Below are 7,109 nucleotides of genomic sequence, written 5' to 3'. Positions count from 1 at the left end.
TAAGGGACATTTAAGGGACATTTAAGGGACATTTAAGGGACATTTAAGGGACATTTAAGGGACATTTAAGGGACATTATTAGTAATATGGGACAAATAAAAGCTATTCTTTATACAAAAGAAAATGAAAAGATTACAAATAGCACGTATCAGGAAATAAATGATTGCTCCAGAAATACAGCAAGTAATGACCTTTCGGAATTAGTTGAAAAAGAATTACTAAATCCAGGCGGACAAAAGGGAGCAGGTGCTTTTTACAGCTTAAAATGAATTGCACGGGGTAAATATTGCCCTCATTTTACCTAACTTCCTTTATTAGCGTCTATTTATACACAGATCGTCAATCCGCGCTACTTTCCAAAAACCTGCACCACTACCTTCCTTGACCGGGGATGTGTGTCGAAATCTATGAAAATCACCTGTTGCCAGGTACCAAGAAGCAGCTTTCCATTATTAAATGGTACAACAATAGAACAACCCAGCAGGGATGCTCTCACGTGTGAAGCGCCATTATCGTCTCCCCAGGTATTATGATGTGCATAAGGATCTTTATAGGGCGCTAATTTTTCAAAAAATCCGGGCAGATCGGTCTTAACAAGGCCTGGTTCATATTCCACAGTCGTTATTCCCGCAGTTGAACCTATCGCAAAAATAGTAGCTGAGCCTTCTTTTAATCCTGAACTGCTCACAATATCCTCTATGTTATTGGTAATGTCAATAATGTCGGTATTGCCCTTTGTATTAAATTCTATGGTTCTGGTAATTAATTCCATTAAAATTATCTGTTGCGCAAATTTACTTATTTTTATATATCTTTGCATGGTTAAGCTTTTACAATTATGAACTTCCCTTCAACACTTATAGAAAATGCGGTAGAAGAATTTGCAAAGCTACCAAGTGTCGGCAAAAAAACTGCTATGAGATTAGTATTACACCTGCTCAAAGAAGAAGAAAATAAAACCAGAGCCCTTGCTGAAGCGCTGGTGAAAATGCGTATCAAAACTGTTTATTGCAAAACATGCTATAACATTTCAGATGCTCCTACATGTAATATCTGTACTAATACACGCAGAGACCAAACCATAATTTGCGTAGTGGAAGATATCCGTGATGTGATGGCTATTGAAAATACAGGACAATATCAGGGATTGTATCACGTTTTGGGGGGTGTGATAGCCCCTATTGTTGGTATTGGGCCATCACAGTTGAACATAGATCCTTTGATAGCCAGGACGGTTGATTCTGCAGTCAAAGAGGTGATACTTGCACTAAGCCCCACCATGGATGGAGATACCACTGCTTATTATATTACAAAACAACTAAAAGATTCTAATGTAGTGGTCAGCACTATAGCAAGAGGTATCCCTATTGGCGGTGAGCTGGAATACGCAGACGAAATTACGCTCGGAAGAAGCATAGTTGCAAGAACTACGGATCAGGTATAATGTTCAGAGTTTTGAGTTCAGATATTTCGCTACTATCAGAGCGAGCACTTTGGTTTTTATTACTTTTTTTATTAATATGTAACTACTACGGAGTTTGTTGTGAACTAAATTAATAAAAAATCAGCCCCGTAGGGGTTAAATATTGGTACAAATTACAACCAAACACAAAGCAATCGCTCCGTTAGGAGCGAAATAGAAAGACTAAACTAAATCAATGATTTCTTCTAAACCTTCAAAGAAACTCTCAATTGTTATAGTAAACTACAACGTCCGTCATTTTTTAGAGCACGCGCTGCAGTCGGTAAAAAAAGCCGCAAAAAACCTTGATGTAGAGATTTTTGTTGTGGATAATAACTCGGTGGATGGCTCAATAGAGATGGTGAAGAATAAATTCGTTAAGGCGCACTCACCTGCCTTCAAGGAAAAATCTCCCCATGTAATTCTTATTGAAAACAAAAGAAATATTGGCTTCTCAAAAGCCAACAATCAGGCTATAAGACAAGCAAAAGGAGAATATGTTTTACTGCTAAATCCCGATACAATTGTTGAAGAAGATACACTTAAAAAATGCTGCGAATTCATGGACAGGCATCCGGAGGCAGGTGGTCTGGGTGTTAAAATGATTGACGGTAACGGAAATTTCCTGCCTGAATCAAAAAGAGGTCTGCCCACACCTGAAGTAGCTTTGTATAAAATCTTAGGCATTTCAAAGCTCTTCCCAAAATCAAAAATTTTTGGCAAATACCATCTCGGTTATCTTGATAAAGATTGTACCCATGAAGTTGAAATTTTGTCGGGCGCTTATTTTATGATAAGAAAAAAAGTATTGGATAAAACAGGCCTGCTGGATGAAAATTATTTTATGTACGGTGAAGATATTGATCTTTCATACAGGATCATCAAAGCAGGTTATAAAAATTATTACTTCGCTGATACCAGGATCATCCACTATAAGGGAAAAAGTACGAGTAAAACTTCTGCTAATTATGTGTTCATGTTCTATAAAGCGATGATCATATTTGCCAGAAAACATTTCTCTAATAAGAAAGCAGTGCTTTTTTCATTATTAATTAACCTTGCAATTTATTTCAGGGCTTTTTTGGCAGTTCTATCAAGATTTATCAGAAAATCTATATTACCCCTTGCGGATATTTCCGTCATATACACCGGTATGTATTTCCTGAAAACGTATTGGGAAGATAATCATAAATGGGTTCCAGGCGAATACCCACCTGAATTTATGCTGGTAGCTGTACCGGCTTATATCCTTTTCTGGCTTGTATCAGTATATTTGAGCGGGGGATATGATAAACCTGTAAGATCATCAAAGATCGTCCAGGGAATCCTCATTGGCACCATCTTTATATCTGCCGTTACAAACTTTGTTGACCAGTACAGGTTTTCTAAAGCGCTGATCCTGCTTGGTGCTGCATGGAGCACATTTTCATTGATCGGACTGAGGTTGTTAATACATTTCATCAGATATAGAAATTTTAACCTCGGCTCGGAAAAAGAAAAAAGGATCATTATTGTTGGAAACGAAGTTGAAAGTGAACGGGTAATTAAAATCCTTCAGCAAGCCGGGATCAGCGCTCAATTAGTTGGTTATGTTAGTGTAAATGGTGTGGATAAAAAAACAGAATTACACCTTGGCGTGATCTCTCAGATCAAAGAAATAATACAAATATATGATATTGATGAGATCATCTTCTGCTCCAGGGATATTCCGGCAAACCAGATCATTGAATGGATGACAAAGATTGACAGTAAACTTCTTGATTATAAAATTGTACCTGACGAGAGTGATTTTATTATAGGGAGCGGAGCTAAACAGTCACAAGGGGATTTTTATGATGTTGCGTTAGGCATTATCCAAAAAAGCAATATTCGAAATAAAAGGATACTTGACCTATCACTTAGCCTGGTATTTTCAATATTTTCTCCGGTTCTCATGTGGTTCACTAAGAATCCTGCCGGCTTTCTCAGGAATAATATTTTAACGTTAACAGGAAAATTTTCCTGGGTGGGTTTTTCAAAGGTTGGACAGATCAACCTCCCAAATATTAAAAAAGGGATCTTAAACCCGGCTATCATTTATAATGGAAAAAAATTGGATGATAAAACAAAAAAACGACTTGACCTCCTTTATGCAAAGGATTATAAAGTTACTACAGACATCAACCTGATCTATAAAGGATTCAGGTATTTGGGGGATGAAAGCGCATAGAGCATAGCGCGTGGCCCCGCCAACTGGCGGGGCTAAGCGTTTGCAGAAGAAACAGGTGCGAAGCCGGAAATGAGAGATGCTCATTTCGGGCTGTACGAAGCGTATAAAAAGCTGGCTTTACGCCACACTTCGGTAATAGGTAACCGAAAAAAAATTGTCCATGCCTGAATAGCATTGACCATTTTTGGTCAATTGTCAACTTAAATAAATAAGGGATTATGTCATAAAATGGACCAAATCCCTGGTTTAAATAAAACATATTTAAAAACCATGGAACTCACTGTAAAATTTGATGATGTTGAAGATAAAATCATTGACATCAGAGAGCAAAAGGTCATATTAGACAGTGATGTGGCGCAACTCTATGGAGTGGAAACGCGCGACATAAACAAAGCTGTTAAAAACAACCCTGATAAGTTTCCGCCAACCGGCGGATACATTTTTATCCTTACCAAAGAGGAGAAAATAGAGGTGGTGGAAAATTTCCACCACCTAAGGAAACTCAAATTCTCCCCTCATATTCCCAAAGCATTTACCGAAAAAGGACTGTATATGCTGGCTACCATCCTGAAAAGCCAAAGAGCCACACAAACAACCCTTTCCATAATAGAAACCTTTGCAAAAATAAAAAACCTTTCAAGAAACATAAAGGAGCTATCTGTTATTACTGAAGATAAGAAAAAGCAAGGTATTCTAAAAAGAAGCGGAGAAATCATAGCCGAAATACTTGAAGATGATTTGTTTACCGATGAAAGCGAAACATCTATAGAATTGAACTTTGCCGTTTTAAAATTCAAGCATACCATCAAAAAGAAAAAACAAAACAAATAATAAATACTATGAAAAAACTCTACTACTCTCTCGCAGCAATGCTCTTATGCACTGCCGCCTCCGCTCAAAATTACCAATGGGCGAAAAACATCGGAAGCATAGGTAATGATATTGGTAACAGCATAGCCGTTGACGCCAGTCCGTCTAAAAACCCCAGATTGTTACAATCTGAGCAAAACCAACAAAATGCAAACTGCTTGTTTTCAAATGGTTATGAATTATTGAAAATCCAAAATTGGTCATTTGCGATGGTTGTTAGACAATCTGACGTTTTGCGGGTTTAAGAAGTGGCGGATTAAATGCTCGTCACTGTCCCCAGCTACAAAAGTAAATTAAATGCACTAAACTTTATACTTGCTCGTTAGCCGCCATTTCTTTAAACCCGCTGTTAGCGGTGGTGCTACTTTAACCATTGTTTAGGCAGTCCCACTCTTCGTAACATTTCATTTGCTTTTTCCAATTTGTCAGGAAATAGTACTATCAGTGGTTTATTGGCATTCGTCTTCTTTATTCTCACCTGACAAGATACTTGTCCTGTCCACCGCACATGCTGGCTCAAACAGCCACTGGCTGTTTGCCCTCCTTTATCGCTCACTACAACAGATTTTCGCCTGTCGCAGCGTAAAGGCGGTTTGCCCCGCACATAAATTTTATGTGCGGGACGCCACCCCTCACCTATTATACGCTGTTTTAAAGTCTTCCATGTCAAAATTTAGCATTACTGATAATTCGTTTCTTACCAGTATTCAAGGCACACGTCAAATAGTCAAATAGTCGGATCAGTCCTTGAGGCAGCGAACACTGAACCCGAACAACTTAACATCGGGATTGCGGAAGACTCCCGCATTACCAGAAAACAGGAACCGAAACCATGCATTGGCTCCACTCTCGGTAGATGACCACATGAACGAGTACGTACCGCTACTGTAGAACAGACCATCGGTATCGCGGTAGCCCGCTAAAAGAGCCTCAAAACCTGAAATGCCGCAATTAACACCACCGAAGCAATCAGCAGCAGTTTTTAACTGGTCTCCCTGGTCGGTTCCGCGCCAACATAGCTCACCGGAACAAAATGTACCACCACAAGTATTTGTACCACCGGAGCACATGCCAAGCGCCTCTTCCATCGTCATCCATTCCGCATCAGTTGGAATATGCCAGCCGGTGGGGCAGAGGCCTTGTGTACCTGGTGTGGTGACATACTGCATCATTTCATCCCATTGGTATAGTCCGCCCCAAACGCTGCAATCACCTTCAGTACTGGTGCTATTTACGCCTCCGTGGCAGTATTTTTCTATAACTGCATTATTGGTTTGGTTACCTGCGGGTGGTATCTGAGCGCCTACATTCAGGTTTTCAGCCATCCAGCATTGAGTGCCTATTAATACTGTACTGTATGTCTTTCCATCACGCCAATCAAGGAACTTATCACCACAAGTAAATGAAGGATCATCAGATGTTATGGGAAAAGGATCATAAGGAAAAACTACAAAACCCCCATTACTTAAATAGAGCGTATCATTAGAAAATGATAATAGTTGTATTTCGTTTGTAGAATCTGCATCGGTGAGAATAACCGAGTTACCGTTGCTGATATTTAAAGTGTCATTAGATAATGATAAGGTTTGCAACTCATTTGTTGTATCAGCATCAACCTCTATAGTATGTGCTCCTGCAACAAAACCCAGAGAAGATACACCTGTAGAATCCAATTGTGTATCGGTATCAATGGTGTGATTGTTCCAATTGGTTGTATCTGTTCCTGTAATGCCACCTGCTACCGATGAACCAAATACAGGGTCGGTTTCGGATATTGTACCTGCTACATATCCAAGATTAGCAATACCTGTTGAATCTAATTGTGTATCAGTGTTAACCGTATGTGCTCCTGCTGCATAACCCAAAGCAGCAACTCCTGTAGAGTCCAATTGAGTATCGGTGTCAATGGTGTGGTTATTCCAATTTGCTGTATCTGCTCCTGTAATACCACCTGCTACCGATGAACCAAATACAGGGTCTGTTTCGGTAATTATTTCTGCTGTTTTAGCGTGCAGGGCATACGGCACTGAAAGCAGTTGAGAAGTGCCCATCAGTTGATAAGTCGTGCCGCCTGTTTCGTCCATTTCTATTTTGACGAAATATATATCAGCGCCCCAGTCAATGGTTGAGAATGTGCCTGATACAATGGCGCCTGTGCCAATCTCAAGGCTGAATAACCCGAATTGGTTTGTAGTATCTGTATGTGTCTCACTGTAAACTACCGTACCTGCAGGGGTTGTTTGAAGAATACTGATCTTCAATCCAATGTTTTGATTGGGTAGTACGTTACCCGTATTATCTCTCGCTATTGCCTGGTATTTGAAGGCTTGGGGAGACTGGGCGAACGTTCCTAACGCTCCGAGCGTTAGGAACGCTGCTACTGTGAATGTTAAAGTTACTTTTTTCATGGTTTTATAGTTTTGTAGTCCCTGCGAGTAGAGACACGGTGCACCGTGTCTCTACTCGGGGGGACAGGGTTAATTTAATTTACTTTTTGAATTTTATATGAATTGATTAGTTGTTCTTTTTCGTTGGTTATTCTTAAAAAATAACTACCCGTGGCATATT

Annotated in this window: 8 protein-coding genes; 5 read left to right on the top strand and 3 right to left on the bottom strand. The window is 39.6% G+C overall.

Translation table 11 applies throughout. From position 1 onward, the window contains the following. Nucleotides 1-86 precede the first annotated feature (86 nt). Nucleotides 87-269, top strand: a complete 183-nt coding sequence (locus FVQ77_16965; GenBank protein MBW8051994.1) for a hypothetical protein — start codon at nucleotides 87-89, stop codon at nucleotides 267-269. Between the two features lie 80 nt (nucleotides 270-349). Here the strand turns inward: FVQ77_16965 and FVQ77_16960 are convergent, their stop codons facing one another. Beyond that, a complete protein-coding gene (locus tag FVQ77_16960; protein ID MBW8051993.1) occupies nucleotides 350-772 on the bottom strand; it encodes a YjbQ family protein in 423 nt (140 codons plus the stop codon). A gap of 66 nt (nucleotides 773-838) precedes the next feature. On the opposite strand from FVQ77_16960, the gene recR reads away from it, so the two are divergent. The 4 genes from recR to FVQ77_16940 all read left to right on the top strand — a co-directional run bounded on the left by recR (nucleotide 839) and on the right by FVQ77_16940 (nucleotide 4,786). Further along, on the top strand, nucleotides 839-1,444 hold the full coding sequence (gene recR / locus FVQ77_16955) for a recombination protein RecR (protein ID MBW8051992.1): 606 nt from the start codon (nucleotides 839-841) through the stop codon (nucleotides 1,442-1,444). A gap of 214 nt (nucleotides 1,445-1,658) precedes the next feature. Beyond that, on the top strand, nucleotides 1,659-3,671 hold the full coding sequence (locus tag FVQ77_16950) for a glycosyltransferase (GenBank protein ID MBW8051991.1): 2,013 nt from the start codon (nucleotides 1,659-1,661) through the stop codon (nucleotides 3,669-3,671). 270 nt (nucleotides 3,672-3,941) lie between these two features. Then, a complete protein-coding gene (locus FVQ77_16945) occupies nucleotides 3,942-4,502 on the top strand; it encodes an ORF6N domain-containing protein (GenBank protein MBW8051990.1) in 561 nt (186 codons plus the stop codon). An 8-nt stretch (nucleotides 4,503-4,510) separates the two neighbouring features. Then, nucleotides 4,511-4,786 carry a hypothetical protein gene (locus tag FVQ77_16940; protein MBW8051989.1) on the top strand — a complete coding sequence of 92 codons (276 nt, stop codon included), beginning with the start codon at nucleotides 4,511-4,513 and terminating at the stop codon, nucleotides 4,784-4,786. Between the two features lie 116 nt (nucleotides 4,787-4,902). Here the strand turns inward: FVQ77_16940 and FVQ77_16935 are convergent, their stop codons facing one another. Together FVQ77_16935 and FVQ77_16930 are read right to left on the bottom strand one after the other, a co-directional pair. Beyond that, nucleotides 4,903-5,211, bottom strand: coding sequence for a hypothetical protein (locus tag FVQ77_16935; protein MBW8051988.1), 309 nt, complete (start codon nucleotides 5,209-5,211; stop codon nucleotides 4,903-4,905). Nucleotides 5,212-5,281: 70 nt separating this feature from the next. Continuing rightward, nucleotides 5,282-6,949, bottom strand: coding sequence for a hypothetical protein (locus tag FVQ77_16930; GenBank protein MBW8051987.1), 1,668 nt, complete (start codon nucleotides 6,947-6,949; stop codon nucleotides 5,282-5,284). Nucleotides 6,950-7,109 lie beyond the last annotated feature (160 nt).

The sequence above is a fragment of the Cytophagales bacterium genome, from assembly GCA_019456305.1.
GTDB lineage: Bacteria > Bacteroidota > Bacteroidia > Cytophagales > VRUD01 > VRUD01.
Note: the sequence above shows the minus strand (reverse complement) of the source record. Positions and strands in the feature narration are given on the sequence as shown.